Genomic DNA, 25,610 nt, shown 5'->3' with positions numbered 1-25,610 from the left:
CGTCCGGCCGGTACGCGCTCGGCTCAGCCAGCCCGGAGCCCGCTCGGGTCAGAAGGCGATGACGAGGCGACCGCGTACGCCACCGGCTTCGAGCAGGCGGTGGGCCTGCCCGGCCTGCTCCGGTGGGAAGGTGTCGGCGACCCGGAGGGTCAGCACCCCGGTCTCGGCGAGACGCCGCAGCTCGTCGAGTTCGTCGGGTCGGCCGCCGTAGTCGGGCATGTAGACGTACCCGGCTTTGATCCCGCGCGGCGCCTCGGCGGAGCCGCCGCTGACCCACGCGAGGCCGCCGCCGTCGCGGATCGCGTCGAACAGGTCGGCGGTGCCGACCGTGTCGACCGCGCCGTCGACGCCTCCGGGCGCGAGCTCGCGGAACCGGTCCGCGACACCGGGCCCCCGCACGACCACCTGGTCCGCGCCGAGGGCCGACACCCGGGGTACGTCCGACGCCTTGGCATCGGCGTACACCGTCAACCCCGCCTGCTTGGCAAGCTGTACGACGAACCCGCCGACCGCGCCCGCGGCACCGGTGACCGCCAGCGTCGCCCCCGGCGGCAGGTCGAGCTGGTCCAGTGCCATCCGGGCGGTCAGCCCGTTCATCGGCAGTGTCGCCGCTTCGGCGTGACTCGTCCCGGCGGGCGCCCGCCCCACCCAGTTCGCGTCCAGCACGACATGTTCGGCGTAGCCGCCGCCGTCGGGCCGGATGGGGACGACCATCGCCATCACCCGGTCCCCGATCCGCAGGTCGGTTGCCGTGCCCGCGCCGATCTGGTCGACCACCCCGGCAACCTCCTGACCCGGCAGGTACGGCTGCCGCACGCCCTCCATCAGGGCCGCTATCCGGCCGGAGCGCAGCAGCACGTCACCCGGGGTGACCCCGGCCGCGTGCACCCGGATCCCGATCTGGCCCGGTCCCGCCTCCGGCCGGGGCAGTTCGACCACCCGGAGCACCTCCGGTCCACCGAACTCGTCCAGTCCCACCGCTCGCACGTGCGACACCTCTCCGTGATCCGCCGGGAACAGAGCCCGGCCCCTATTGGTTGCCTAGCTAGTACGTTTCGAATACCAGGGTCACCCCGTGGAGGAACCACCATGACGGCCGCACTAGCCGACAAGATCACCCCGGCTGCGGAGCCTGCGGTCACCTGCGACGCCGAACTCATGCGCAGCGTGCTGGCACGGGTCGGCGACAAGTGGTCCGTTGTCGTGATCTGCGAGCTGGGCAAGGGGTCCCGCCGGTTCAACGAGCTGCGGCGGCTGGCGTACCCGATCACCCAGCGGATGCTCAGTGCGACCCTGCGCGGCCTTGAGCGCGACGGAGTGGTCACCCGTACGGTGCACCCCACCATCCCGCCGCAGGTCGAGTACGCCCTCGCCCCCGCCGGGCGGACCCTGCTCACCATCGTGCAGGACCTCGCCGGCTGGACCGAGCAGAACCTCGACGACATCCGCGCCACCCGCGCCGCATACGACCGCCGCCGTGAGGATCCGGCCACCGCCGAGCTGTGAGACCGACGGCGGCTCGGTGGCCGCGCCTACTTCGCGGTCAGGCCGCCGTCGATCGCGAGCGCCGCCCCGGTGATGAAGGTCGCCTCGTCGCTGAGCAGGAATGACGTGAACGCGGCAATGTCGTCCTCCGCGCCGGCTCTGCCGTTCGGCTGCAAGCCCAGGAAATACTGCTCGATTTCCGGGTTCGCCGAGACCTGACGCCACAATGGAGTGTCGACGAGTCCGGTCACCAACGCATTCACCCGTACGCCTTCTTTGGCGACGTCGAGCGCCGCCGAACGGGTGAGCCCGACGAGACCGTGTTTCGCCGCCGAATAGGCCGCCAATTTTGCGTCGCCGACCACACCGACGGTCGAGGCGTTGTTCACGATGGAACCGCCGCCGGACGCGACGATCGCCGGGATCTCGTGCTTGAGGCTGTAGAACACGCTGGTCAGGTTGCGGTCGATCGTGCTGCGCCAGAAGGCGTCGTCGATGTCGCGTACGGCACCGACGGCGTTGCCACCACCGGCGTTGTTGAACGCCCCGTCGAGCCGACCGAACTCGGCGACGGCGACCCGTACCAGCTCAGCGACCTGCTCCTCCACCGTGACATCGGTCGGCACGAACAGGACCTGGCCACCGCCCGCCGCGATCTCGGCGACAACCTCCACCCCGCGAGCCTTGTCGCGGGCGCCGATGACAACCTTCGCGCCCTCGCTCGCAGCCCGTCGGGCGAACGCCCGCCCCATTCCCATGGTGCCGCCAGTGACAATGATGACTTTCGATTCAAGTCGCACAGACATCTTCCCCGTATCCCTTTCCGGAATGGTCGAACATCTCGACCGGAGCCCATGATTCAGAGCTATCCGGTGACACGGCCAAGGCTGCCCGCGGACACGCCGATCGACAAGAAGGCAGTTATAAGTGCGCAGGTTCCCCGCAGGGAACCGCCCGACCACGACCCGCCGACGCCGCGCCGGACAGAGCGACGGTGGATCAGGCGCCGCGCTCGTACTCGGCGAGGATGTCGTCGAGGATCAGCTTCTCGGCCGCCTGGCGACCGGGGTGGGCCCCGGCCAGACCGGCGAAGACGATCAGCGCCTTCCAGAGAGCCCAGGCACGTCCCCGGGCCCAGGTGCCGGGGTCGACGTCGAGCGCGGTCCGGAACGCCTCGCGGCTCGGTCCGGACAGCAGGGTCCAGGCGATCGTCACGTCACAGGCCGGATCGCCGACGCCCGAGCAGCCGAAGTCGATGACGGCCGCCAACCGGCCGTCGCGGACCAGCAGGTTCCCGATGGCGACATCACCGTGGAACCAGACCGGCGTACGTTCCCACGTCGTCTTGAGCGCCGCCTCCCACAACGCGGTGGCCAAGTCGCCGGGGATCCGATCCCCCAGCATCGCGATCGACCTCCGGGTGTCGTCGTCGTACGTCTCCAGCGGCCCGCCCCGGTACGCACTGTGCAGCCCCGGCGGCGGCCCGTCGCTCGCGTCGACCCGTTGCAGAGCGCCGAGGAAGCCGGCCAGGTCGGTGGCGAACTCGGTCAGATCACGGATGCGCTCGGGCTCCGCCACCTCGCCCTCGATCCACCCGTAGACGGACCAGTTCAGCGGATACCCCTCGCCCGGTACGCCCATCGCCAGCGGTGCCGGGATGGGCAGCGGCAGGTGCGGGGCGAGTTTGTGCAGGTACCGGTGTTCCTTGGCGACCTGTGGCTCGTACCCCGGTCCGCTGGGCAGCCGTACGGTCATCTCGTCGCCGAGGTGGAAGGTCCGGTTGTCCCAGCCACCGAACTCGACCGGCCGGACGGGAAGGTCGGCCCACTGCGGGAACTGCGCCCGGACCAGCCGCCGTGCCAGCGCCACGTCGATCGTCGGGAAGGCGTCGGCGTTCACCCGATCCGTTCCGTCCTGCTCCATCCGACCAGGGTTGTACGGGCGTCGGCCGGTCGCAACCAAGTTTGCGTCCGGCACAGCGGCGACCCGGCTACCGCCGGCCGGAAACGACTTCGGCGCCGCCCGTGGGCGCGGTACCCGCGCGCTGTACGGCCGCCGCGTAAGGCGAAGTGTCCCCGCCGCGCGAATCGAGGTTCCGCGGCGCCGCAGCCGCCTCGGTCGTTACGATCGCGGTGCTGACCTGCTCACGCAGACTTCGACGAGGAAGTTCCGACATGGCGAGCACCGGTCCTTTCCAGGTCCGCTTCCATCACGTCAGCCTGTCCGTGGCCGACCTCGATGCGCAGCAACGCTGGTATCAGGACGCGCTCGGGTTCACCAACGTGATCGAGCAGTTCGAACTTCCCCAACCGCCGGTGCGGACGGCCGTACTCCAGGCGAGCAACGGCGTACGGGTCGAACTCATCGAGCGGAAGGGCTCCACCCGTCCGGAGGCCTTCACCGATCCGCTCGACACCGCGCGTGGTCAGGGGTACGGCCACTGGGCCCTGGAGGTCGACGACCTCGACGACGCCTTCACGCGCCTGACCCAGACCGGCGCACAGCCCGTCTGGCCGCCGGCCGACGCGGTCCAGCCCGGCGCCCGGTTCGCCTACGTCAAGGATCCCGAGGGGAACCTCATCGAGCTGATCCAGCCGCCGCCCGGCTGACACCTGCTCGGCTCACGGCCGGGTCAGGAGATGTTCCACGAGTTGCCCGGACGCGCGGTGTTACGACCCGACCGTACGGCGGCCCGCGCGCGACGCCCGATCGGTATGAGCACGGCCAACAGCACGGCCGCCCCCACGATCGGGGTGCCGACCATCACCATGATCACCAGCCACTCATCCGACACCCGCAGCCGCCCCACTTCCCGCGACCGAGCCGACGAACGCGCGCCACGCGGCCGGGCCGAAGGTCAGGGTGCCGCCGTCACGGTCCTTGGTGTCCCGCACCGCGACCACGCCCGGCAGGTTGTCCGCCACCTCGACGCAGTTGCCGCCGTTCTGGCTGCTCCGGGTGCTCTTACGCCACTTGGCGCCGGTCAAATCCATTTTTCCGCCACTTCCACAATCAACTCGGTGGACTGTTGAGGTGGCAACGCCTCGCCCAGGATGGAATCCCACGCCTTGCGGATCCACATCAGACCGGACGCCTCGTTCACCACCTGGCCCCGCAACTGGTTGTCGAGATACACGACCTCTTCGCCTTTGGGCAGGGTGGCTAGCACGAAGGGGCCGCTCAGGCCAGCGTACCCACCGACCGACAGCGGCACGACGTGCAATCGAAGCTGTGGCATGTCAGCGCTGAGCTTCACCAGGTGGAGCAACTGCTCCCGCATCACCTCGGGTCCGCCCACCGACCGGTGCAGCATCCCCTCGTCGAGCACGCCCACGATCTGCGGCGGCTTCTCCCGGCCGAGCACCACCTGTCGTGCCAGCCGGGCGGCCACCCGTCGCTCGACCTCGTCCGGCGGGAGCAGGCCACCGCTGGCGAAGACCGCCCGGGCGTACGCCTCGGTCTGCAACAACCCCGGCAGGACCATGGACTCGTACGACCGCAGGGAGGTCGCCTCGGCCTCGGCCAGCATCCAGTCGCGGAACCAGATCGGGGATGCCTCGGCAGCCTTGAGCTTCACGGCCAGGCGCTCGTACAGGCCGCCGGTCCGCAGCGCCCGGTCGGCGCCCCGGATGAAGTCCTCGGTGAGTGCCCTGGTGCCGTTCTCGACCGAGCTGACGTGTGACGGGGAGAAGTTCGCGGCGCGGCCGAATGCCTCCTGGGTCATCCCGGCGGCGACCCGCGCGAGTCGAATCTCGTCGACGAGGAATGCGGCGATGGAGGTGCGGGTGTCGGTCAACTCAATGCTCCTCAGTAAATAGATCAACTACTCACGCCACCCCGACCGACCACAAGCGAATCGGCAAGCCCTCTCAGGGCGCGTCTGTGCATCGATTGCTATTCCGAACCTAGCGAACTCCACACCAGACTGTCACTACGCGGGAGCGTTCGGATTCAACGGCAATTGGACCCGGACGGGCGTGACCGCGAGGCCGCCCCGGTTTCCCCACCCGTCCCGGGGCGGCCTCTCCACCAACACCGAGGGAGCCCCCGATGCCCCACCCAGAGGACGTTTCCGCAGGCCCAAGCCCCGACCCCACGACCCCGCCAGCCCAGGAGCCGACCGCCGACCCGCCAGCCGCGACCGGCACTCACCGCCGCCGACACAACCAACGCACGTACGCCGAACCATCCACTTCCGGCCCGTACGAGATATTCGCGATCGGTGTCTCCGGTCGAACCCGGCAGCATCCCCCGACCCGACGGAAAAGCTCCCCATAAAGCAACCGATCCCCTATCACCCGAGCCACCAAACGCCCCCACAAAAACCCCCACCCACCCCACCCCCTCACTTCGTTGATCATGAAGTTAACGCGGTTTTCGAGCCCGAATCCGTCCGTAACTTCATGATCAACGAGGTGAGGGGGCGGGGTGGGGCGGTGGCGTGGGGCGGGGTGAGGGGGCGGGCGGTACGGTGAGGGTGCTCGCCGGTGCCGGGGCGGGTCCCGTTCAGGGGACCGGCGTGATCGCCGAGCGTACGCAGCCGAGGGAGATGGGCAACCGGTGACTCGATCTAATACCCAGCCGACGGTCGACGACGACATCGTGATGCTCACGGTGCCCGCCGACGGCGGGTATCTGGGGGTGCTGCGTACCGCGACCGCCGGTCTGGCCGCGCGGCTGCACTTCGCCCTGGACGAGATCGAGGATCTGCGGATCGCGGTGGACGAGGCGTGCGCGATGCTGCTCGCCATCGCCACCCGGGACGCCGAGCTTGAGTGCCGGTTCTCGGTGACGGACGACGCCCTCACCGTCGAGGTGACCGTGCCGACCACCTCGGGTGCCCGACTGCCGGCCGAGTCGTCGTTCGCGTGGAAGGTGCTGACCGCGCTGACCACCTCCGCCAACGCCACCGCCAACGGGCGTCAGGCGACGATCACCCTGCTCACCCGCCGCGCCGCCGAATTCTGAGCCGGCCCGGCCACGTTCCGAGCCCGGCCCGCCCAGCACCGAGCGGCCGAGCATTCGGTAGCCGAACACCAGGCAGCCGAACACCAGGCGGCCCAGCATCAGGTAGCCGAGCACCAGGCAGCCGAACACCAGGCAGCCGAACACCAGGCGGCCCAGCATCAGGTAGCCGAGCACCAGGCAGCCGAACACCAGGCAGCCGAACACCAGGCAGCCGAACACCAGGCGGCCCAGCATCAGGTAGCCGAGCACCAGGCGGCCGAGCATCGAGCCCGCCGGGTTCCAACCGGCCGAGAGGCGGAGCCCCGCGCGGTCAGCCGACGCCGAGGGCGCGGGCGGTGGGGGCAGAGACCAGCAGGCCGATGACCAACACGCCGAGCGCCATCAGCGGGATGCCGAGCCAGGCCAGCCCGCCCTGGATCATGTAGTAGCCGACCGGCAGCAACATCAACTGGAGCACGATCGCGGGTGCGCGGGCACCGGCCCGGCGCCGTACGAGCGCGGCGGCGAGCAGCCACAACACGAGCGCGCCGCCGGCCGTGAAGGCGGTCACGAACAGTGCGTTCACGAGGTCACTGGCGGTCGCGGTCAGGTCCGCGTAGATCAGGTAGGCCGCCAGCAACCCGAGGCCGGTCGCCTCGCCGCGCAGCAGCCACACGGCCCAGCGCAGCGGTCCGGGCACCAGGGCAGATTCGCTGGTCACGGGTGAGTCGGTGGTCACGCGCGAAACGATACCCGCGCTTTGTCGCGGTACAGTGCCGCCCATGCGGGCCCTTCTGGTGGTCAATCCCAAGGCCACCGCCACCAGCCAGCGCAGCCGGGACGTACTCGTCCGGGCCCTGCGCAGCGAGGTCGATCTCACCGTCGAGTACACCCGGCGGCGTGATCACGCAGTGAGCCTGGCCAGGGAGGCGGTACGGGATCGGATGGACCTGGTCGTCACGCTGGGTGGTGACGGCACGGTCAACGAGGTGGTCAACGGGTTGATGACGGCCGAGACCTCGACCGTCGACCCGGACCGGCCGCCGGCCGAGCGGCTGCCCGCGCTGGCGGTGGTGCCGGGTGGGTCGACGAACGTCTTCGCGCGGGCGCTGGGTCTGCCCCGGGAGTGGCCGGAGGCGACCAGCGTGATCCTCGACGGCGTACGGCTGGGCCGGTTCCGGTCGGTCGGCCTGGGTCGGGCGGACGACCGCTATTTCACGTTCTGCGCCGGCTTCGGGCTGGACGCCGCGGTGATCCACCGGGTGGAGCAGGCCCGGCGACGGGGGCGGGTCTCCACCCCCTCGCTCTACCTGCGCGCGATGCTCACCCAGTACGCCTTCGGCCCGGAGCGCCGGCACCCGGACATCGCGCTGGAACTTCCGGACGGGATCGTGGCGAGCGAGCTGGCCACGGTGGCGATCCAGAACACCGCCCCGTGGACGTACATCGGGGACCGGGAAGTGAACCCGAACCCGGACGCGTCCTTCGATCTCGGGCTCGACGTGATGGCCGTACGCCGGCTGCGCGTGCCGAGCACCACACGTACGGTGACGCAGCTGCTCTCGCGGAAAACTCAGCCGCACGGGCGGCAAATTCTTCGGTTGCACGACCTGGAGGAGTTTTCCCTGGTCGCAGGCCGTCCGCAGGCGTTCCAGCTCGACGGGGACTACCTCGGCGAACGAGAAAAAGTTCGATTCGCCTCCGTAAGCGCCGCACTAAGAGTAATCTGCTAGCGCTGGGGTACAGCCTCCTCCATGGCCCCCTGAAAACGAGCCGGACGAGGAGACGAGTGTCGGAAATGCCAGCAATGTCGCGTGGACTGTACTATATTGATCCTTGGCTGTGGCACCCTGGGTCCCGGCAAGCGCCGGAATTCGGACAAAAGGGTTGTGGGCTTGCTCACCCGTTCAGAGTTTTTCCGAGCGGTCCCCTTGACATCACGGGAGTTCGTGAAAGTATTCACAAGCGAACTTGAGTTACCGGGACGTTGCCTTGAACTACTCGCTAAGCGAGTTGCTCACGCGGCGCTCCCAAGCGCACAACAGCCTGCGCACGTGCTTGTCGAATCGATGGGTGTACACCGTCGGGATCGGCGCGCCACGGATGCATATAGGAAAAGATCCACGCTATCCACTGCCACCCACCCAGATTGAGGAGTGTTGCCGCCATGGACTGGCGTCACCATGCTGTCTGCCGCGACGAAGACCCGGAGCTGTTCTTCCCGATCGGGACGTCTGGCCCGGCTCTCCTTCAGGTCGAGCAGGCCAAGGCCGTCTGCCGGCGCTGCTCCGTGACCGAAGATTGCCTCCAGTGGGCACTCGAATCCGGTCAGGACGCGGGCGTCTGGGGCGGAATGAGCGAAGAAGAGCGGCGCGCGGTCAAGCGCCGTGGCGGACTTCGGGTCCTGCGCGCTCACACCGCCTGACCAACCACACAAACGCTGAACGCGCCGGGGGAGTTACTCCCCCGGCGCGTTCTGTTGTGGTTATGCCGAATGGATCAACACCGCGCGTCATAGAAGGATCACTACGCATCGGTAGTTAGCGTCTCGGCCCGCGCCCAGTTGGCTTTCACCGCCATCATCTGAGCGGTCTTCGTAGCGTCATTCTCGATCAGATCCGCCAACGTCTCGTCTATGCGGCGCATCACATCGGCGTCCAGCCGTACCCCCGCCGCGGCGGCGTTCTCGGTCACCTGCTCCGGTCGGGTCGCTCCGATGAGCGCCGTGCTGACGCCGGGGCGTTGCAGGGTCCAGGCGATCGCCAGTTGGGCCATCGACAGTCCCGCCTCCTCGGCGACCGGGCGCAGCGCCTGCACCCGCCGCAACAGCTCGTCGCCGAGCACCCGCCGGATGAACACCGGCGCCCTGCCCCCACTGGCCGCCCGAGACCCGACCGGCGGCGGCTGCCCCGGCCGGTACTTGCCCGTCAGCACCCCCTGGGCGAGCGGCTGGAAGACGATCTGGCCGAGGCCCTCCCGCTCGCACAGCGGCAGCACCTCGGGTTCGATCACCCGCCAGAGCATGTTGTACTGCGGCTGGTTCGACACGATCCGGCCGCGCAGCCCGAGCTGGTCGGCGAGGGCGAGCGCGTCCCGGATCTGCGGCGCGGTCCACTCCGAAACACCCAGGTAGCGCACCTTGCCCTGGCGTACGAGGTCGTCGAAGGCAATCAGCGTCTCCTCCAGCGGGGTCCGGTCGTCGTACCGGTGGGCCTGGTAGAGGTCGACGTAGTCGGTGCCCAACCGGCGCAGCGACGCGTGGCAGGACTCCAGGACGTGCTTGCGGGACAGGCCGCGGTCGTTGGGTCCGTCGCCGGTCGGCAGGCACACCTTCGTGGCGATCTCGACCGACTCCCGGCGTACGCCGCGCAGCGCCTCGCCGAGCAACTCCTCCGCGGCACCCCGGGCGTAGACGTCGGCGGTGTCGAAGGTGGTGATCCCCGCCTCCACCGCGGCCCGTACGCAGACCAGGGCGGCGTCGCGCGCCACCAGTTCACCGTGGGTGAGCCAGTTGCCGTAGGTGATCTCGCTGACCCGCAGGCCGCTGCGGCCAAGATGACGATGCTTCATGATCGGTCACCCTAGCCAGCGGGAGCGTGCGTCGATGTCCCCGCGACGGGCCGCTGATCTCCGCGCGACCTCCAGAAGTCCCTGTTCGGTGGGACGACCGGAAGCGGAGGCTCAGGCCGCGATCCGTGGGGCCGCGTCGGGGCGCCCGCGTACCGGATCCGTCGGTGGCGCAACCGGCGGAGCATCGCCGCTCACGGCCGCGACCCGGTCCAGCACCAACCGGGCGATCTCCGGCGAGTCCGTCAGCGGGGCGGCGATCGCCACCGCCCCGGCAGCCCGCGCCGAAGCCACCGCGCTCTCGTAGAGACGGCCGGGGGCGAGGAAGTAGGCGGCCACGCCGATGCGGCGGGCGCCGCCGGCCCGCAGCCGCGCCACCGCCGCGCCCGCGGTGGGCGGGGCAGCCGAGGCGTACGCGGCCAGGCTCGGCACACCAAACGCCTCCCCCAGCGCCCCGGCGACCGCCTCGACCGTACGACGTGCCTCCGGCACCCGTGTCCCGGCCGCCGCCAGCACCAACCCGTCCAGCGGACCTGCAGCCGCCTCGGCGGCCCCGGCGTACATAGCCTCGGCCAGCCGATGCCGGAGCCCGGCCAGCAGCAGCTCGTCGGGCGCGATGGCCACCTGCGCCGGGCCTAGCACGTCGGTGACGCGTACGGGCAGCCGCAGACCCTGGGCCTGCGCGGCGGCGATCGCGCCGGGGATGTCGACCCGACCGTGGTACGCGGCGGTCAGCAGCAGCGGCACCACCGTGGCGCCCCGGTGACCGGACGCCTCCAGCTCGTGCAGCACCGCCACCGGCCCCGGCGTGGTGTGGTCGAGGTAGGCGGCCCGTACCGGCAGGCCGGGACGGGCCAGCTCGACCGCCCGTACCAGGGCCCGGGTCGCCACCGCTGCCCGGTGGTCCTGGCTGCCGTGGGCAACCAGGACCACCGGATCCGGTCCGGATCTCATACGTGCAGGCCGCACTCGGTCTTCTCGAACATGGCCCACCGTCCGGCCCGGGGGTCCTCCCCGGCCTTGGTACGGCGGGTGCACGGCCAGCAGCCGACCGAGGTGTAGCCGGACCGGAACAGCTCGTTGACCGGCACGTTCCAGCGGGAGATGTAGGCGTCCACGTCCGCCTGGCTCCACGCCGCGATCGGGTTGACCTTCACCTTGCCCTTGCGGGCGTCGAACGTCACCACCGGTGTGTTGGCGCGCGTCGGTGACTCGTCCCGGCGCAGCCCGGCGGCCCAGGCGTCGTAGTCGCCGAGCGCCCGTTCCAGCGGCTCGACCTTGCGCAGCGCGCAGCACTCGTCCGGCGCCTTGGCGAACAGGCGCGGGCCGTACTCGCCGTCCTGCTGGCCGACGGTCAGCCGCGGCCGGATCGACCGGACGGTGACCGGCAGCGTACGGGCGACCGTGTCACGGACCCGGAGCGTCTCCGGGAAGTGCAGGCCGGTGTCGAGGAAGACCACGTCGACGCCGGGCGCCACGCGCGAGACGAGGTGGGCGAGGACCGCGTCCGCCATCGAGCTGGTGACGCAGAACCGGTCGGCGAAGGTGTCCGCCGCCCAGCGGGCGATCTCGTCCGCCGGGGCGCCCTCCAACTCGCGGGCGGCCTCGTCGGCGAGCGCCTTGAGTTCTGCGGGCGAGCGTCGGGCCGGATCCGCCGGTGCGGGCGCCGGGCCGAGCGTGACCAGCCCGAGCTTGGTTGCCGAGAGCATGTTCATCGCGCCACCGCCCGTCCCAGTAGTCCGCTGAACTTGACCGTGAACACCCGCGCGCAGGCGTGACACTCCCAGGCGCCGTGCGATTCCTCGTTGGGCCGCAGGTCCTCCTCACCGCAGTACGGGCAGTACAGCGGTGCCGCGCGGGTGTCGCTCATCTCAGCTCCTCCTCGTCGGCCCGGAGCACCCACTGGGCGAACGCCTCGCCCTGCTGGCGCCCGGCCAGGTAACGGCGGGCCACTCGTTCGACGTACTCCGGAAGTTCCTCTGCCGTGGTCTTGAGGCCGCGCAGCTTGCGGCCGAATCCGGCGGTCTGGCCCTGGGCCATGCCCAGGCCGCCGCCGAGGTGGATCTGGTAGCCCTCGACCTGCCGTCCGTCCGGTCCGACGACGATCTGGCCCTTGAGTCCGATGTCGGCGGTCTGAGTCCGGGCGCAGGCGTTCGGGCATCCGTTGATGTGGATGGACAGGTCGGCGTCGAAGTCGCGCAGCCGCTCCTCCAGCCGGGCCACGAGTTCCTGGCCGCGGGCCTTGGTCTCGACGATGGCGAGCTTGCAGAACTCGATCCCGGTGCAGGCCATCGTGCTGCGCCGCCAGACCGACGGCCGGGCTTCCAGGCCGATCCCACGCAGGGCCGTGACCAACGATTCGGTCCGCTCTTCGGCGACGTCGAGGACCAGCAACTTCTGGTACGGGGTGAGCCGTACCCGGTCGCTGCCGTGCTCGGCGGCGAGGTCGGCCAGGGCGGTGAGCTGGCTGCCCGACACCCGTCCGACGACCGGCGCGGCGCCGACGTAGAACTTCCCGTCGCGCTGGCGCTGCACCCCGATGTGGTCGATCGGCTTCTCCGGCAGCTCCGGCGCCGGACCGTCGAGCAGCGTACGGCCGAGGTATTCCTTCTCCAGCACCTCGCGGAACTTCTCCACGCCCCAGTCGGCGACCAGGAACTTCAGCCGGGCGCGGTGCCGTAGCCGGCGGTAGCCGTAGTCCCGGAAGATCGAGACGACGCCCTCCCAGATGTCCGGCACCTCGGCCAGCGGCACCCAGACGCCGAGACGCTGGGCCAGCATCGGGTTGGTGCTCAGGCCGCCGCCGACCCAGAGGTCGAAGCCGGGGCCGTGTTCGGGGTGGTCGACGCCGAGGAACGAGATGTCGTTGACCTCGTACGGGGTGTCGGCCAGCCAGGAGATCGAGGACTTGAACTTGCGCGGCAGGTTCGAGTAGGCCGGGTCACCGACGTAGCGGGCGACGATCTCGTCGATCGCCGGGGTCGGGTCGATCACCTCGGCCTCGGCCACTCCGGCGACCGGGCTGCCGAGCACGATCCGGGGGCAGTCGCCGCACGCCTCGGTGGTCTGCAGGCCGACCGCTTCCAGCCGGCGCCAGATCTCCGGCACGTCCTCGACCCGGATCCAGTGGAGCTGGATGTTCTGCCGGTCGGTGATGTCGGCGCTGTCGCGGGCGAAGGTGGTGGAGATGTCGGCGATGGTGCGCAGCTGCTCCAGGCTGAGCTGGCCGCCGTCGATCCGGACCCGGAGCATGAAGTGCTCGTCTTCGAGTTCGTGTGGTTCGAGCACGGCGGTACGACCACCGTCGATGCCGGCCTTGCGCTGGGTATAGAGCCCCCACCAGCGGAAACGTCCACGCAAGTCGGCGGGGTCGATCGAGGCGAAGCCCCGGTGCGCGTAGATGTTCTCGATCCGGGCTCGTACGTTGAGCGGGTTGTCGTCCTTCTTCGACCGCTCGTTGGGGTTGAGCGGCTCGCGGTGGCCGAGCGCCCACTGGCCTTCGCCGCGTGGCCGGCGGGGTGCCCGTGCCGGCCGGTTCGCGGCGGCGCTCACCTGTTCGGGGGCGGTAACGGGCCGGGCCGGGGTGCTGCTGACCGCCATCGCGGCGTCCTCCGTTGTCTGCTGAGACGAGTTGCTCGACGTACGCGGAAGCGACGGCACCCCGGTTGATCAGCGGGGCGGAGACAACGGTGTCAGCAGGCCGGCGCGGAGCGCACCCGAGACAGATTTGGTCCAGGTGGCGTCAGTAAGCCGGACAGATCGCGCTACGTACGCGGCCGTAGTCGACGTGACGGCGGCAGGTCAGCCCCAGCGTCACGACGCGGCCTTCGACGGCGGTCATGCCGCCTAGCATCTCATGCGGCCGGGAGAACCGCCAAGGCTCACCGCCGACGCCGCTGCCGCCGGGGGTGCCGGCCGGTGCCGGGTGAGGGGTTCGACCGCATCGCTGGACAGCCGGATCCCTTGCACAGCCGGGGACGCCGCCCAAAAGGAGACAGTCCCTCGCTAGCACCTTCGAAGCGATAGGAACAGCATGAGAATTCTCACGTTCGCCGAGTAGAGGACGACGCTGGGGATGTTTGTCTGAAAGGCGCCCGGCCTATCCGGAAAAGGCATAGGAATACGTAACCTCTGCGCAATCAACAGGAGACGCGACGGACACCCTTCCCGATGCGGCTGCAACGCGTGTCGGGGCTCGCGGCTAGCATGCTGAGGCTGACAAACGATCAAGCATCGAACCTGCTGCTCCACACACCGGTGGCCAGGGGCTCAGCACATGGCAAGGACAGACCACTTCCCGCCCCGCGACTTCGCGTTCGCCCGCCCTTGGTGAGCTCAGATGCCTGCTAATGACCAGACCGCCCTCTTGCCGAAACAGCAAGCGCAACCGCTCGCGGAAGCACCGTCCTCTGTGGACGCCTGGGATCGCCAGACCAACGATCCGGACATCGAGAACGGCCTGGCCGGTCAGCGCCTGGCGATGCGGCATCTCTCCTGGCTGCTACCCACCCTGCTGATGGCGGCGCTGGCGCTGGTCCGCCCGAACTGGCCCGGTCAACGGGCATCCGAGCTGGACGCCTGGGGTTTCGTCCTCCGGCCCTGGCACGAGGTGTGGCCGCTGCTCGGCAACCTCGAAACCACCTCGGTCCCCTACTACCTAGGTCTCAGGGTGTGGGCCGAGATCTTCGGCAGTTCGGACTTCGCCCTGCGGCTGCCCGCCATCCTGGCCATGGTGGCGGCGACCGCGCTGCTCACCAGGCTCGGCAGCGACCTGCTCACGCCACGGGTGGGCTTTCTCGCCGGCATCCTCTTCGCCATCCTGCCGACGACCTCCCGGTACGCCCAGGAGATCGGTCCGCAGGCGCTGAGCATCTGCTTCGCCGTACTGGCCACGTTCATCCTGGTACGCCTGTTCGACCGGCCGAGCCTCGCCGGGACCTTCGGCTACGGCGTCACGGTCGTGTTGCTCGGTCTGGTCAGCGCACCCGCACTGGCCCTGCTCGCCGGCCACGCCGTGGCGGTCCTCACCATGCGCCGCCGGATCTTCGTCTCCTGGCTCGTCGCCGTGCTGGTCAGCCTCGTGATCGCAGTCGGGTTCCTCTACCTCCTCCGGCCGCCGAAGCTCGGATTCGAATGGACCTCGCCGGTCGACCTGCCCGAGGTCACCCGGTTGCCGCAGGGACTGTTCGGCCTGGCCCTGCTCGCCGGCATCGTGGTCGGGCTGGGGCTGCTGAGCTTCTCGTTCCGCAAGCCCGCCGTGATCTTCACGACCTGGGCCGTGGGACCGGTTCTCGTGCTCTACGTGTGCAGCCAGTTCGTCGAGGTGTGGGATGCCGAGGCGCTGCTGTTCACCCTGCCCGCCTGGACACTGCTCGTCGGCACGGCCCTGCTGCGGGCTCCGGTGGTGCGCGGCGTGTTCACCGCGTTGCTGATCGCCCTGTTGGCCGTCTCCACCCAGGTGGACGTCCGGGCCAGGGACGGCCACGGGCAGGACGACGCCCAGCTCGCCGCCGTACTCGCCGAGAACCTCGCCACCGGGGACGTCATCGTCTACGGTCCCGGCCCCGACGACGAACGGACCGGACGGGATCTGGTCGCCCGCTACCTACCGGCGAACCTGCGCCCACGGGACGCGCTGATGACGCGGGCACCTCGTACCGACGGCCATCTTCTGGCCGAGGAGTGTGTCGACGTCGCCAAGTGCCTCGGCGGTGCGCCGCGGGTCTGGCTCCTGCGGGTAGGGCCGACCGAGGACGTGCTCGCCGGCCTGCCGGCGGCCAAGGACGGAGAACTGCGCACCCGGTACGTCGAGGAGCGCACCTGGCGCCCGACCGGACTGACCCTGACCCTGTTCACCCTGGCCCCGGCCGCTCCCCCGGCAAAGCCGGCAACCCGGTAGACGAGGATAAACCCGAATGCTTGCATTTATCCTCCAAATTCGGGCCTGGACGGAGAGCGGGCAATTCTTCCTGTTCGCCGCGTTCATGCTCATGATCTGGATTCTCTGGATTCTGCGCGTCAGCCTGGCCAGCCACTATCGGCCGTGGAAAACCCCGTACGACGTGACCACGTCTGTGATCATTCCCGTGGTCGACGAACCCGAGGAGTTGTTCCGCTCCGTCTTGGACCGGATCCTCGAACAGCGCCCCACCGAGGTCATCGTCGTGATCAACGGGCCGCGCAACGAGGTGCTGGAGAAGATCTGCGGCGACCTCGAAGTGCGCTGGGCGTGGACCGACATCCCGGGTAAGCGCAACGCCCTCAAGGTGGGCGTCGGCCTGGCCACCTCGGACATCGCCGTACTGGTCGACTCGGACACGGTCTGGACGCCGAACACCCTGGCCGAACTGGTCAAACCGTTCCGCGATCCCCGGATCGGCGGAGTGACCACCCAGCAGCGGATCCTCGACCCCGGGCGCACCGTGCTGACCCGGTGGGCCGACTGGCTGGAGAACGTCCGCAACGAGTACTCGATGCCGGCGATGAGCGTGCTGGGCACCGTGGGGTGCCTGCCGGGGCGGACCATCGCGTTCCGCCGGTCGATCCTGGTACGCACCATGGAACGCTTCATGAGCGAGAAGTTCCTCGGTGTCTTCCTCGAAGTCAGCGACGACCGGACGCTGACCAACTACACCCTGATGAGCGGCTTCCGGACCGTCTACCAGTCGACCTCCCTGGTCTACACCGACGCTCCGACGGAACTCAAGAAGCTGGCGAAGCAGCAGTACCGCTGGGCCAGAGGGTCGCAGTACAACACCCTGCGCATGTTGGGATGGATGCTGCGCCGCACACCCCTGCTCGCGGTCTTCTACATCGCCGACATCGTGGTCCCGTTCGTCCTCGTCGGCTCGTTCATCTCCTGGGCCATCTCGCTCATCTCCGGCGTGCACTCCGAGCTCTACCGGACTCTTCCGCTGCCCGCGAGTCCGGTGGTCGCGGTCGCCGCGGTCCTGGTGCTGAGCGGACTGCTGACGACCCTGTCGCTGGCCATCCGGTTCGGTCGACACTTCGCCCACCGGCCCGGTGACCTGGTCCACCTACCCACCTTCATGATGATCAACACCCTGCTGCTGATGCCGGTACGGGTGTTGGGCTTCTTCCGCATGGCACACAACGCGGGCTGGGGCACCAGGGCGGGCGGGTTCGCGGGCGAGAAGGAACGCAACCCGCTCCGGTTGATCCCGTACGCCCTGGGAGGGCTCATGCTGGTGGCTTCGGTGATGATCGGTGTCTGAGCAGAAGCAGGCCTCACGCCGCAGGTTCCGGATCTGGATGGTCGCGAACGGGGTGGTGCTGGCGGCGATCACCGGGTGGCTGCTCAAGCCGGGCACCGGCGACCTACCGACACCCGCCGCCGCGCCCGCTCCCGTCACCAGCGTCACCGCGAGCCCTTCGTCGGAACCGACGGTGATCACGAAGGAAGCGGTGCTGGCGCTGCCCGGTCAGCACTTCGGGCTCAGCTCCCCGGACGTGCCCTGGTCCAGCGCACGACTCGGCGAACTGTCGACCAGCGCCGGCGCCAAGCCTTCGATGATCATGACGTTCACGAAGTGGACCGAGGAGTTCCGGGCGGACGTCGTGAAGCGCAGCTACGAGCAGGGCGCCGTACCGATCATCTCGTGGGAACCGTGGGCCGGCATCAAGAGCGGCACCAGTCAGCCGGCCTACGCCCTATCCAAGATCGAGAAGGGCGACTTCGACCCGTACATCACCCGCTTCGCCACCGCCCTGCGGGACGCCAGGTTGCCGGTCGCGATCCGGTTCGCCCACGAGATGAACGGCAACTGGTATCCGTGGTCGGAACGGCAGTCGGGCAACAAGAAGGGCGAGTACGTCCGCGCCTGGCGGCACGTGCACGACATCTTCGAAAAGGTCGGCGCCGACAACGCGATCTGGCTCTGGAGCCCGAACATCCTCCGGCCCGTACCCAGCGTCAGCATCAGCGCGCTGTATCCGGGTGACAAGTACGTGGACTGGGTCGGCATGGTCGGCTACGCCGTCGCGGAGAGCACGGCGGCACCGGTGTTCGACCCCACACTGAAGGCATTGCGCGCGGTGACCCGGAAGCCCGTGGTGATCACCGAGACCGGCGTGCAGCCCGGCTCGCGCAAGGTCGGCTGGATCCAGGACTTCTTCCGGTGGCTGCCGAAGCATCCGGAGGTCATCGGTTTCGTCTGGTTCGAGTACAGCACCAAGGATGGCGGCAACGCGGACTGGCGGTTCACCGCCAATGCCCAGACGACCCAGGCGTTCCGGACCGGTGTGACCAGCCTGAAACTCGCTCCCGCCCCCCGCGGCTGAGACCGGGGTGGCCGGGCTGGTCCCGGCCACCCCGTGGAACTAGGGCCTCGGCGGCGCCTTCTCGAAGTCCTGCAGGATGCCGCGGATCACCGGCTGCGTCTCGGGGTCGTCCACCACGTTCCAGGACAGGTCACCGACCCGGTCGCCGAGTTGCGCCGCGCCACGGGACTCAGCCTGGGACAACGCGAGCCCCTCCACCCAGTCGGCGCCCCCGGTGTCGAGCCAGGTACGCAGATCGCTCAGCCACTTGACCCGTCCCGCTGCGGCGGTGTTGACCTCGGTGAGAATGAACTTCTTGTTGAAGAGCCCTCGGGCCAACTCGAACCGGGCGACGAAGTCCGCGACGCTGTACTCCTTGCGGGCACCGAAGTTGATCATCGTCGAACCAAGCAGGTCGACGTAGTCGTCGCCGGGCCAGTAACCCCGCAAATTCTTCGTCCAGTCCTCCGCCGGCTCGAAGATGGAGGGATTGACCGAGAAGACAAAGCGGGCGTTCGTGGCACCTTCCGCGCGGAAAATGTCCACTATGTGCCGCCAGGCTGCGACATACCCGGCCGGGTCCCGACTCCACGGATACCAGTTACCGTTCATCTCGTGCGCATAGCGTACGTAGACGAGCAGCCCCGAGGCCGCGACCGACTTGGCCCAGCTCCTGATGTATTCGTCCTTCTTACCTGCCGCAATCGCCGCGTTACTGAACTCCGGCTGCTCGACGTACTGGGCGACCCTGCCCTTGTCGGCGCTCACCGACTGCCACGGCTCCCAGGTGAGCATGAAGGTCCTGACGCCCTGTCGTCGGAGTTCGGCGAAGTGCGTGTCAATCGTACGATTACGACTCCACGCCTCGAATTCCATGACCATGGTCGGTGGGGCCCCCACCGCGCCGGCCCACTCGTCGACGTGCCACGGATCCATTGCGACGCCCAACACCCGACTCGGCACTTCGGCTTCGGCCACTTCGGCCGGCGAACGGTCGCCTGACCCGCACCCGGCCAAACTCACGGCCGCTGCAAGCGCGACCAATAGCAGTACGGCCGATCTACGGCCAGCGGTCACCACGTGCGTCCTCCAACGAATCTCGACGCTGCCCGGAATACCGGCCCCCGAGCATCAACGGAACGGCAGAGCCCGTTGCGAACGCACCTGCCACGAACTCGCAACACGCCTGACCACCAGTTCTCATGGTAGCGGCAGAACGCGCTCGGGTAATCGTCGGTACAATCCCTTACGGATCCGTGATCCGATGCGGAACGCATGGTCGTACCGCTGCTCGCAACGGGTGACCGACGAATCGCGGTGCGCGGAACAGCGGGCCCGGGGAGGGATGGCTACCGGGTGTCCAAGAGGGCATTGTTCTGGGTGGGAGCGCTCGTCGCCTGCCTCACCGTCACAACGGGCATCGCGATCGTCCTACGCCCACAGGCGGACCCGCGCAGCGCGGCGGCACCCGCGTCCGACCCGCCGTCGACCGTGCCGCCGACCGCACCGTCGGGCGGTCTCCCCGCGACCGTCACCGTCGCCGCCGGCACCGAACTCGGCGCCCTCGACAACCCGGCCAGGTACCAGAACCAGAGCGGTCCATCACAGACGCTCACCCCGCTCGACGAGAAGCGGATAGCGCAACTCGAACCGGTCGTCCTCCGTGGTTGGTTCAAGCCGGAGAGCTATTACGACCATCTCACCGACAGCTACGACTTCGACTACCCGACGCCGGGCGGCGGCAAGCGCTTCTACGCGTACGCGGACCAGCTCGACCGCCTGTCCGAACAGATTTTCGCCAATTTCGACCAGTGCGATCCGGAGTTGATGACGCCGAACGACCCGGGGCGGTGCCGTGCCGTGTTGAAGGCAGGCATAAGGCACTACAAAGAGCGTTATCCGAGTCTGCGGTACATCGAGCTGTTCAACGAGCCCGACAAGACCTGGGAACCGAGTCCGGTCGAGCGCGCCCCGATCAGCGCGGCCGACTACTACACCTGGTACAAGGTCGGATACTCCATCGTGAACGAACTCAACGAGGAACTCGCCCCGGCCGTCCCACTGCGCATCGGCGGGCCCGCCGCGTACACGTTCGATTCGCCGTTCCTGAAGGAATTCCTGGACCGGTTCCGAGCGGACTCCGAGCCCACCAAGAGACTCGATTTCCTCTCCTACCACCAGTACCGGCGCCGTGACGACCCGGCCAGCGCGCAAACCGAGAAGAAGACCGCACAACAGTGGTTGTCGGAACGCGATCTGGACCCCGCGACGCCCGTTTACGTGACCGAGTACGGCGTCTTCCCCGGCGCGAACACCGGGACCACTTTCGAGGAAGACCTGCTGACCCAGGCCGCGGCCATGTCCACCCTCGGCTACTACTACGTCGCCGGCGGCACCGACATGGTGATGCATTGGGTCTTCGACCACGGCGAAAACGACCGGAAATCGCTGCTGGTCGACGGCGCCGACGGCAAGGTCAACCCGTACTACAACCTGGTCGCGATGCAGCGGAAGCTCAAGAGTCAACGGATCAAGGCCACTGCCGGCCCACTGAGCCCGAAGGGCATAGGCGTCAATGCCCTTGCCACCCGGGACAGGACCGGAATCGCCATCCTCGCCACGAACTACCAGTGGACCGACGGGACCGCGCAGTATCTGGTCGACCTGAGGGTCGACGATCTGCCCAGCGAATACACCAAGGGCAACATCCTGGTCGAGCGTTACCTGGTGGACGCCACCACGAGCAACTACGCGTACGACCCGACCCGTTCCGATCTCCAGCGGGTGGAGCGGTACACGATTCCTGCCACGTCGAGCCTCACGGCCACCTTCCACCTCGGTCGCAACGCCATGTCGCTGGTCGTGGTCACCCCCTTCTGAACCGGACACCCGCCCTCGGATACCTGCCGAAAACCCGTCCGGTCGAGCCGACGCCTCCATATGCTGGCGGAAGGTCCATGAGCTGCCGACCGCAGCACTCGGACACAGAGTTCGACCGAACAGATCTCCGAGGGTCGACCATGCCACTGCCGGCAGGCACCGGGGAGGCCCGTCCGTCGTCGAGCTGGCTCGACCGCTTGTCCTGGCTCTGGCCGGCACTGCTGACCCTGGCGATCACCCTGGTCCAGATCGACCGCGCCCCGCTGTGGCGTGACGAACTCGCCACCTGGAGCGCCGCCTCCCGTCCCACCGGCGACCTGCTCCGGCTGGCCGCCAACATCGACGGCGTAGCGGTCGCGTACTACCTGTTCATGCACGGCTGGATCGAACTCTTCGGCGACTCGGTGACCGCCCTGCGACTGCCGGCCGCACTGAGCCTGGCCGGCGCGGCGGCGCTGGTCGCCGTACTCGGGGGGCGGCTGTTCGGCGGGCAGGTGGGGCTGATCGCCGGGCTGCTCTTCGCCGTACTGCCGAGCACCTCCCGGTACGGCCAGGAAGCCCGCCCGTACGCCCTGGCCACCCTGTTCGCCGTACTCGCCACGCTGCTGCTGGTACGGGCGCTGGACCGCCCCGGCTGGTGGCGCTGGACCGGCTACGCCGCCGCTCTGGTCGGCCTGGGCCTGTCACACCTGCTGGCGACGAGCCTGGTCCTCGGGCACGCGGTGGCGGTACTGCTCGCCTGGCGGCAGCAGCACGAGCGGCGGCTGTGGCGTTGGCCGCTCGCTCTCGTACCGGCGATCCTGGTGCTGGCACCGCTGGCCCGGCTCGGCCGCGACCAGCAGACACGGCAACTGAACTGGGTACGCCCACCGACGCTCACCGACCTGCCCGACCTGCCCGGCGACCTGCTCCAGAACGGCACCGTCGGCGGTCTGCTGGTCGGACTGGCGGCGATCGGTCTGGTCACCCGGGGGCGCTGGGGCGTGGCGCTCGGCGCCTGCGTGCTGCTCCCCGCCGCCCTGCTGTACGTCGGCGGGCTGCTCACCCCGCTCTGGGTGCCGCGCTACCTGCTCTTCACGGCGCCGTTCGCCTGCCTGCTCGCCGCCGGCACGCTGGCGCCGCTACGGCTGCGCTGGGCGGTGCCGATCGTCGCGCTCGCCGGACTGCTCGGCGCACCGGCCCAGGCCAACCTCCGGCGTACGCACGAGACACCCCGCTCGGCGCCGATCGACTATCCGGCCGCCACCCGGATCATCGGCGCCCACCAGCAGCCCGGTGACGGCATCGTCTACTCCCCGCGCGACCCGCGTGCCTTCCTGGACATCGCCGTCCTGTACTACCTCGGCGAGCACCACCCGCGCGACGTGCTCGCGGTCGAGGGTCCGGTAGCCGCGGCCACCCTGGACACGCCCGAGTGCCCCCGACCGGCCACCTGCCTGACCGGCGTCACCCGCGTCTGGCTGCTCACCCGTGGGAAGCACGGGTCCGACCCGCTGGCCGCCGCCAGTCCCGCCAAGGCCACCGCCCTGCGCGACACCTTCCGGATAACCCGGACCTGGACCGTCCCCGGCCTGACCGTCACCCTCCTGACCCGCTAGCCGGCCCGTACAGACCCGCTAGCCGGCCCGTGCAGACCCGCTAGCCCGCCCCCGACCCGTCAGCCGGCCCGTCCAGACCTCACCCGACCCCGGAAAACGGCCCGGACCACCAGTTCCGGTTCACCGTTTGCCGAGCGGGACCACCAGGACGGCTTCGGTGCCACCCTCGGCGCGGTTGCGCAGTTCGATGGTGCCGGCGAGCTCCCCGGTGGCCAGGGCACGGACGATCTGCAAACCGAGGCGGCCACCGCTGGCCGCGTCGAAGTCGGCGGGCAGCCCCTGGCCGTTGTCGGCGACGGTCACGTGCAACTGCTTGCGGAACCGGTGCGCCGACACCACCACCTCGGCCGCGCCCTCCTCCATGCCGCCTTCCTCGTCGGGGGGCGGGAAGCCGTGCTCGACCGCGTTGAGCAGCAGTTCGTTGAGGACCATCACCAGCGAGGTGGCGATCTCCGCCGGCAGTACGCCGAACGTGCCCTCCCGGCGCATGCGTACCGCCACCTCGGTCGCGGCGACCTCGGTGGCGGCGGAGGCGACCCGGTCGACGATCCCGTCGAACTCCACCGCCTCGTCACTGGACATGGCCAGGGTCTCGTGCACCAGGGCGATCGAGGCGACCCGGCGTACGGACTCCTCCAGTGCCGCCTTGGCGGCCGGGATGTCGACCCGGCGGGCCTGCAGGCGCAACAGGGCGGCGACCGTCTGGAGGTTGTTCTTCACCCGGTGGTGGATCTCCCGGATGGTGGCGTCCTTGGTGATCAGGGCCCGGTCGCGGCGGCGTACCTCGGTCATGTCGCGGACCAGGACCAGCGCGCCGATCGGCACCCCGGCGGGCATCAGCGGCAATGCCCGGGTCAGTACGGTCGCACCGCGCGCCTCGATCTCCCGGCGGGCCGGCGCCTCGCCGCGCAGCGCGGCCAGCACCCGGTTGCCCGCCTCGGTGCCGTCGAGCGGGTCGGCGGCCAGTCGGGTGTTCAGCGCGGCCAGGTCCTCCCCCACCAGATGCGAGGCGAAACCCAACCGCCGGTACGCCGACTGCGCGTTGGGGCTCGCGTAGGTGACCTTCCCGCTGGCGTCGAGCCGGACCAGCCCGTCCCCGACCCGGGGCGCCGAGGTGGTCTCGCCCGGGTGCCGGGGCGGCGGGAAGGTGCCGTCGGCGAGCATCTGGGCCAGGTCGTCGGCGGTGGTGAGGTAGTTCAGCTCCAGTTGGCTCGGAGTACGGGCGGTGGAGAGGTTGGTGTCCCGCCCCACCACCGCGATCACCTCACCCGACTCGCCGTCGGCGGCGCGCAGCCGGACCGGGATCGCCTCGTGCCGGGCGGGGGTGTCGCCGTACCAGACCGGGTCACCCTCGCGCCAGATCCGCCCCTGGGTGTACGCGATGGTCAGGTGGGCCACCTCCGGCCCGCCGACGATCCGCCCCACCTGGTCGTCCTGGTACGCGGTCGGTGCGGTGGTCGGGCGTACCTGCGCGACGCAGAGGAACGCGTCGTTGTCGCCGTCCACCGGTACCCAGAGCAGCAGGTCGGCGAAGGAGAGGTCGGACAGGAGCTGCCAGTCGCCGGCGACCCGGTGCAGGTGGTCGATGTCGGCCGGACGGAGCAGCGTGTGCTCCTCGGCAAGGTCGCGCAGCGTGGACATCAGGCAAGCCTGCCACGTCCACCGCACCGGGCCGGCATGGCGGCCGACTCAGAGGGTGGAGGTGACCTTGTGCAGACCGCGGGGTGCGTCCGGATCCTCGCCCCGGGCCAGCGCGAGCGCGAGTGCGAGCTGCTGCAACGGCAGGATGTCGAGCAGTGGGGCGTACCGCTCGTCGACCTCCGGCACGACCAGCCGGGCGGTGGCACCGGACACGTCCGCCGGCCCGATCGCGACCACGTCGGCCCCGCGCTCGCCGACCCGGGCGAGCACGTCACGCATGGCCGTGCCGCCGGGACCGGCGCCGACCACCGCGAGCACCGGCACGTCCGGGTCGGTCATGGCGAGCGGGCCGTGCAGCAGGTCGGCGCCGGAGAAGGCGAGCGCCGGCAGGTACGAGGTCTCCATCAGCTTCAACGCCGCCTCGCGGGCGGTCGGGTAGGCGTAACCCCGGCCGGTGGTGACGACCCGGGCGGCGAACCGGTAGCGGGTGGCGAGCTGGCCGGCGGTCGGGTCGGCGAGCGTACGTTGCGCCAGCGCCGGCAGGGCGGCCAGCGCGGCCCGTTCCTCCGCGGGCAGTACGCCGTTGCCGGCGCGTACCCCTTCGATGAGCATGAGCAGGGCGAACAGCTCGGCGGTGTACGTCTTCGTGGCGGCGACCGCCCGCTCGTGCCCGGCGGCGACGTCGACGGAGAGTTCGGCGACCCCGGTCAGCGGCGAGTCGGGGGCGTTGGTCACGGCGAGGGTGAGCGCACCGGAGGCGCGGGCCTGGCGCAGCACCTCGGCCAGGTCGGACGAGCCGCCGCTCTGGCTGACCCCGATGACCAGCGCGCCGGACAGGTCGGGGCGGGCGCCGAAGAGGGTGACCGCGCTGGGCGAGGCGAGCCCGGCGGGCAGGCCGAGCCGGATCTCGGTGAGGTACGCGGCGTAGAGCGCGGCGTGGTCGGAGGTGCCGCGGGCGGTGAACACGACGTGCCGGGGGCGGCGTTCGGCGATGACGGCGGCGATCCGGGCGATCGCGTCGGCGTTCTCCGGCTCCAGCAGGCGCGCGAAACCGTCCGGCTGCTCGGCGATGTCGGCCGCCATACCGGCTCCCGGATGTGCCACGAGGACCTCCCCATCCATGCGCGATTGCCGCGCGTTTCATGCTCAGTCTTGCACGAAGTGAAGCGTATGAGCAATCAAGCAAGCAGTATCGAGCAGATAATCACCGCC

At 69.6% G+C, this 25,610-nt stretch carries 25 protein-coding genes; 10 read left to right on the top strand and 15 right to left on the bottom strand.

Features of this window, described 5'->3' with window-relative positions:
* Positions 1 to 48 precede the first annotated feature (48 nt).
* A complete protein-coding gene (locus AB0J90_RS07255; RefSeq protein ID WP_363593114.1) occupies positions 49 to 987 on the bottom strand; it encodes an NADP-dependent oxidoreductase in 939 nt (312 codons plus the stop codon).
* A 102-nt stretch (positions 988 to 1,089) separates the two neighbouring features.
* Between AB0J90_RS07255 and AB0J90_RS07250 the strand changes: the two genes are divergently transcribed.
* Positions 1,090 to 1,506, top strand: coding sequence for a helix-turn-helix domain-containing protein (locus AB0J90_RS07250; protein WP_363593112.1), 417 nt, complete (start codon positions 1,090 to 1,092; stop codon positions 1,504 to 1,506).
* Positions 1,507 to 1,532: 26 nt separating this feature from the next.
* On the opposite strand, the gene AB0J90_RS07245 is transcribed toward AB0J90_RS07250, so the two are convergent.
* Complete coding sequence (locus AB0J90_RS07245; RefSeq protein WP_363593110.1) at positions 1,533 to 2,291, bottom strand: SDR family oxidoreductase; 759 nt, start codon at positions 2,289 to 2,291, stop codon at positions 1,533 to 1,535.
* A gap of 193 nt (positions 2,292 to 2,484) precedes the next feature.
* A complete protein-coding gene (locus AB0J90_RS07240) occupies positions 2,485 to 3,408 on the bottom strand; it encodes an aminoglycoside phosphotransferase family protein (RefSeq protein ID WP_363593108.1) in 924 nt (307 codons plus the stop codon).
* Positions 3,409 to 3,659: 251 nt separating this feature from the next.
* On the opposite strand from AB0J90_RS07240, the gene AB0J90_RS07235 reads away from it, so the two are divergent.
* A complete protein-coding gene (locus tag AB0J90_RS07235) occupies positions 3,660 to 4,094 on the top strand; it encodes a VOC family protein (RefSeq protein ID WP_363593106.1) in 435 nt (144 codons plus the stop codon).
* Positions 4,095 to 4,117: 23 nt separating this feature from the next.
* Here AB0J90_RS07235 and AB0J90_RS07230 read toward each other — a convergent pair whose 3' ends face one another.
* From AB0J90_RS07230 to AB0J90_RS07220, 3 genes are read right to left on the bottom strand one after another with little or no spacing between them, the layout of a single operon-like run.
* Positions 4,118 to 4,279: a hypothetical protein gene (locus AB0J90_RS07230; RefSeq protein ID WP_363593104.1), complete on the bottom strand. Its 162-nt coding sequence runs from the start codon at positions 4,277 to 4,279 to the stop codon at positions 4,118 to 4,120.
* A complete protein-coding gene (locus tag AB0J90_RS07225; protein ID WP_363593102.1) occupies positions 4,269 to 4,478 on the bottom strand; it encodes a DUF397 domain-containing protein in 210 nt (69 codons plus the stop codon). The genes AB0J90_RS07230 and AB0J90_RS07225 overlap by 11 nt, the downstream gene beginning before the upstream one ends.
* Positions 4,469 to 5,281: a helix-turn-helix transcriptional regulator gene (locus tag AB0J90_RS07220; RefSeq protein WP_363593100.1), complete on the bottom strand. Its 813-nt coding sequence runs from the start codon at positions 5,279 to 5,281 to the stop codon at positions 4,469 to 4,471. Before AB0J90_RS07220 ends, AB0J90_RS07225 begins: the two co-directional genes overlap by 10 nt.
* An 809-nt stretch (positions 5,282 to 6,090) precedes the next feature.
* On the opposite strand from AB0J90_RS07220, the gene AB0J90_RS07215 reads away from it, so the two are divergent.
* Positions 6,091 to 6,453, top strand: a complete 363-nt coding sequence (locus tag AB0J90_RS07215; RefSeq protein ID WP_326563155.1) for an ATP-binding protein — start codon at positions 6,091 to 6,093, stop codon at positions 6,451 to 6,453.
* Positions 6,454 to 6,763: 310 nt separating this feature from the next.
* On the opposite strand, the gene AB0J90_RS07210 is transcribed toward AB0J90_RS07215, so the two are convergent.
* Positions 6,764 to 7,216, bottom strand: coding sequence for a hypothetical protein (locus AB0J90_RS07210; protein WP_363593098.1), 453 nt, complete (start codon positions 7,214 to 7,216; stop codon positions 6,764 to 6,766).
* On the opposite strand from AB0J90_RS07210, the gene AB0J90_RS07205 reads away from it, so the two are divergent.
* A complete protein-coding gene (locus AB0J90_RS07205) occupies positions 7,215 to 8,165 on the top strand; it encodes a diacylglycerol kinase family protein (protein ID WP_363593096.1) in 951 nt (316 codons plus the stop codon). The two genes, AB0J90_RS07210 and AB0J90_RS07205, sit on opposite strands and share 2 nt — an antisense overlap.
* 434 nt (positions 8,166 to 8,599) lie before the next feature.
* On the top strand, positions 8,600 to 8,857 hold the full coding sequence (locus tag AB0J90_RS07200; RefSeq protein ID WP_326562714.1) for a WhiB family transcriptional regulator: 258 nt from the start codon (positions 8,600 to 8,602) through the stop codon (positions 8,855 to 8,857).
* 101 nt (positions 8,858 to 8,958) lie between these two features.
* On the opposite strand, the gene AB0J90_RS07195 is transcribed toward AB0J90_RS07200, so the two are convergent.
* The 5 genes from AB0J90_RS07195 to AB0J90_RS07175 form a co-directional block, all read right to left on the bottom strand.
* Positions 8,959 to 10,002: an aldo/keto reductase family protein gene (locus tag AB0J90_RS07195; protein WP_363593094.1), complete on the bottom strand. Its 1,044-nt coding sequence runs from the start codon at positions 10,000 to 10,002 to the stop codon at positions 8,959 to 8,961.
* 111 nt (positions 10,003 to 10,113) lie between these two features.
* Positions 10,114 to 10,968 (bottom strand): CbiX/SirB N-terminal domain-containing protein, encoded by an 855-nt coding sequence (locus AB0J90_RS07190; RefSeq protein ID WP_363593092.1) that lies wholly within the window; start codon positions 10,966 to 10,968, stop codon positions 10,114 to 10,116.
* The gene (locus tag AB0J90_RS07185) at positions 10,950 to 11,714 is read right to left on the bottom strand and encodes a phosphoadenylyl-sulfate reductase (protein ID WP_363593090.1); all 765 of its coding nucleotides are present in this window, start codon (positions 11,712 to 11,714) and stop codon (positions 10,950 to 10,952) included. Before AB0J90_RS07185 ends, AB0J90_RS07190 begins: the two co-directional genes overlap by 19 nt.
* Positions 11,711 to 11,869, bottom strand: coding sequence for a hypothetical protein (locus tag AB0J90_RS07180; protein WP_363593088.1), 159 nt, complete (start codon positions 11,867 to 11,869; stop codon positions 11,711 to 11,713). The genes AB0J90_RS07185 and AB0J90_RS07180 overlap by 4 nt, the downstream gene beginning before the upstream one ends.
* Positions 11,866 to 13,599 carry a nitrite/sulfite reductase gene (locus AB0J90_RS07175; protein ID WP_363593086.1) on the bottom strand — a complete coding sequence of 578 codons (1,734 nt, stop codon included), beginning with the start codon at positions 13,597 to 13,599 and terminating at the stop codon, positions 11,866 to 11,868. Before AB0J90_RS07175 ends, AB0J90_RS07180 begins: the two co-directional genes overlap by 4 nt.
* A gap of 811 nt (positions 13,600 to 14,410) precedes the next feature.
* Between AB0J90_RS07175 and AB0J90_RS07170 the strand changes: the two genes are divergently transcribed.
* Genes AB0J90_RS07170 through AB0J90_RS07160 form a run of 3 tightly spaced genes read left to right on the top strand, consistent with a single transcriptional unit; the run spans position 14,411 to position 18,300 of the window.
* Entirely contained in the window at positions 14,411 to 15,898 is a 1,488-nt protein-coding gene (locus AB0J90_RS07170) for a glycosyltransferase family 39 protein (protein ID WP_363593084.1), read from the top strand.
* Between the two features lie 16 nt (positions 15,899 to 15,914).
* The gene (locus tag AB0J90_RS07165) at positions 15,915 to 17,234 is read left to right on the top strand and encodes a glycosyltransferase family 2 protein (protein ID WP_363593082.1); all 1,320 of its coding nucleotides are present in this window, start codon (positions 15,915 to 15,917) and stop codon (positions 17,232 to 17,234) included.
* Positions 17,227 to 18,300 (top strand): glycosyl hydrolase, encoded by a 1,074-nt coding sequence (locus tag AB0J90_RS07160; protein WP_363593080.1) that lies wholly within the window; start codon positions 17,227 to 17,229, stop codon positions 18,298 to 18,300. Before AB0J90_RS07165 ends, AB0J90_RS07160 begins: the two co-directional genes overlap by 8 nt.
* A gap of 39 nt (positions 18,301 to 18,339) precedes the next feature.
* Here AB0J90_RS07160 and AB0J90_RS07155 read toward each other — a convergent pair whose 3' ends face one another.
* Positions 18,340 to 19,356: a glycosyl hydrolase gene (locus AB0J90_RS07155; RefSeq protein ID WP_363593078.1), complete on the bottom strand. Its 1,017-nt coding sequence runs from the start codon at positions 19,354 to 19,356 to the stop codon at positions 18,340 to 18,342.
* Between the two features lie 279 nt (positions 19,357 to 19,635).
* On the opposite strand from AB0J90_RS07155, the gene AB0J90_RS07150 reads away from it, so the two are divergent.
* Both AB0J90_RS07150 and AB0J90_RS07145 read left to right on the top strand, forming a co-directional pair.
* Positions 19,636 to 21,159 (top strand): hypothetical protein, encoded by a 1,524-nt coding sequence (locus AB0J90_RS07150; protein ID WP_363593076.1) that lies wholly within the window; start codon positions 19,636 to 19,638, stop codon positions 21,157 to 21,159.
* A 140-nt stretch (positions 21,160 to 21,299) separates the two neighbouring features.
* Positions 21,300 to 22,757 carry a glycosyltransferase family 39 protein gene (locus AB0J90_RS07145; RefSeq protein ID WP_363593074.1) on the top strand — a complete coding sequence of 486 codons (1,458 nt, stop codon included), beginning with the start codon at positions 21,300 to 21,302 and terminating at the stop codon, positions 22,755 to 22,757.
* A gap of 120 nt (positions 22,758 to 22,877) precedes the next feature.
* On the opposite strand, the gene AB0J90_RS07140 is transcribed toward AB0J90_RS07145, so the two are convergent.
* Positions 22,878 to 24,398 carry a histidine kinase N-terminal domain-containing protein gene (locus AB0J90_RS07140; protein ID WP_326562707.1) on the bottom strand — a complete coding sequence of 507 codons (1,521 nt, stop codon included), beginning with the start codon at positions 24,396 to 24,398 and terminating at the stop codon, positions 22,878 to 22,880.
* Positions 24,399 to 24,446: 48 nt separating this feature from the next.
* A complete protein-coding gene (locus AB0J90_RS07135) occupies positions 24,447 to 25,481 on the bottom strand; it encodes an SIS domain-containing protein (protein ID WP_363593653.1) in 1,035 nt (344 codons plus the stop codon).
* Positions 25,482 to 25,610 lie beyond the last annotated feature (129 nt).

Source organism: Micromonospora sp. NPDC049523 (assembly GCF_040676775.1).
GTDB lineage: Bacteria > Actinomycetota > Actinomycetes > Mycobacteriales > Micromonosporaceae > Micromonospora_G.
Note: the sequence above shows the minus strand (reverse complement) of the source record. Positions and strands in the feature narration are given on the sequence as shown.

Bases quoted from the DNA above. Each gene is read 5' to 3' on its own strand.
- AB0J90_RS07250 (WP_363593112.1), top strand. From the start codon at position 1,090: ATGACGGCCGCACTAGCCGACAAGATCACCCCGGCTGCGGAGCCTGCG.
- AB0J90_RS07245 (WP_363593110.1), bottom strand. From the start codon at position 2,291: ATGTCTGTGCGACTTGAATCGAAAGTCATCATTGTCACTGGCGGCACC.
- AB0J90_RS07240 (WP_363593108.1), bottom strand. From the start codon at position 3,408: ATGGAGCAGGACGGAACGGATCGGGTGAACGCCGACGCCTTCCCGACG.
- AB0J90_RS07235 (WP_363593106.1), top strand. From the start codon at position 3,660: ATGGCGAGCACCGGTCCTTTCCAGGTCCGCTTCCATCACGTCAGCCTG.
- AB0J90_RS07225 (WP_363593102.1), bottom strand. From the start codon at position 4,478: ATGGATTTGACCGGCGCCAAGTGGCGTAAGAGCACCCGGAGCAGCCAG.
- AB0J90_RS07215 (WP_326563155.1), top strand. From the start codon at position 6,091: ATGCTCACGGTGCCCGCCGACGGCGGGTATCTGGGGGTGCTGCGTACC.
- AB0J90_RS07205 (WP_363593096.1), top strand. From the start codon at position 7,215: ATGCGGGCCCTTCTGGTGGTCAATCCCAAGGCCACCGCCACCAGCCAG.
- AB0J90_RS07210 (WP_363593098.1), bottom strand. From the start codon at position 7,216: ATGGGCGGCACTGTACCGCGACAAAGCGCGGGTATCGTTTCGCGCGTG.
- AB0J90_RS07200 (WP_326562714.1), top strand. From the start codon at position 8,600: ATGGACTGGCGTCACCATGCTGTCTGCCGCGACGAAGACCCGGAGCTG.
- AB0J90_RS07195 (WP_363593094.1), bottom strand. From the start codon at position 10,002: ATGAAGCATCGTCATCTTGGCCGCAGCGGCCTGCGGGTCAGCGAGATC.
- AB0J90_RS07185 (WP_363593090.1), bottom strand. From the start codon at position 11,714: ATGAACATGCTCTCGGCAACCAAGCTCGGGCTGGTCACGCTCGGCCCG.
- AB0J90_RS07180 (WP_363593088.1), bottom strand. From the start codon at position 11,869: ATGAGCGACACCCGCGCGGCACCGCTGTACTGCCCGTACTGCGGTGAG.
- AB0J90_RS07175 (WP_363593086.1), bottom strand. From the start codon at position 13,599: ATGGCGGTCAGCAGCACCCCGGCCCGGCCCGTTACCGCCCCCGAACAG.
- AB0J90_RS07165 (WP_363593082.1), top strand. From the start codon at position 15,915: ATGCTTGCATTTATCCTCCAAATTCGGGCCTGGACGGAGAGCGGGCAA.
- AB0J90_RS07145 (WP_363593074.1), top strand. From the start codon at position 21,300: ATGCCACTGCCGGCAGGCACCGGGGAGGCCCGTCCGTCGTCGAGCTGG.
- AB0J90_RS07140 (WP_326562707.1), bottom strand. From the start codon at position 24,398: ATGTCCACGCTGCGCGACCTTGCCGAGGAGCACACGCTGCTCCGTCCG.
- AB0J90_RS07135 (WP_363593653.1), bottom strand. From the start codon at position 25,481: ATGGCGGCCGACATCGCCGAGCAGCCGGACGGTTTCGCGCGCCTGCTG.